1 pseudogene is annotated in these 235 nt (G+C 56.6%); it reads left to right on the top strand.

From position 1 onward, the window contains the following. A pseudogene (locus SB786_RS37720) lies at positions 1-235 on the top strand (oxidoreductase); the annotation flags it as partial.

Raw genomic sequence — 235 nt, 5'->3', positions numbered from 1 at the left:
CGGGATTTATTCATTGGGCGTCGGGCTTGCCGAAGAGTCACGCGGGGGGTCTGCATTTGTGCACCTCCAGCTTCGCAAGGATGATTCTCTGGAGATCAGCGCCCCACGTAACAACTTTTCCTTGGACCCGAATGCCAGGGCGTATCTTTTTATCGCGGGGGGAATCGGCATCACGCCGATCCTCAGCATGATTCGCTGGTGCGACTCGGTCGGCAAGCCTTGGAAGCTTCAATAC

Source organism: Burkholderia sp. SIMBA_062 (assembly GCF_046534765.1).
Taxonomy (GTDB): Bacteria; Pseudomonadota; Gammaproteobacteria; order Burkholderiales; family Burkholderiaceae; genus Burkholderia; species Burkholderia ambifaria.
Note: the sequence above shows the minus strand (reverse complement) of the source record. Positions and strands in the feature narration are given on the sequence as shown.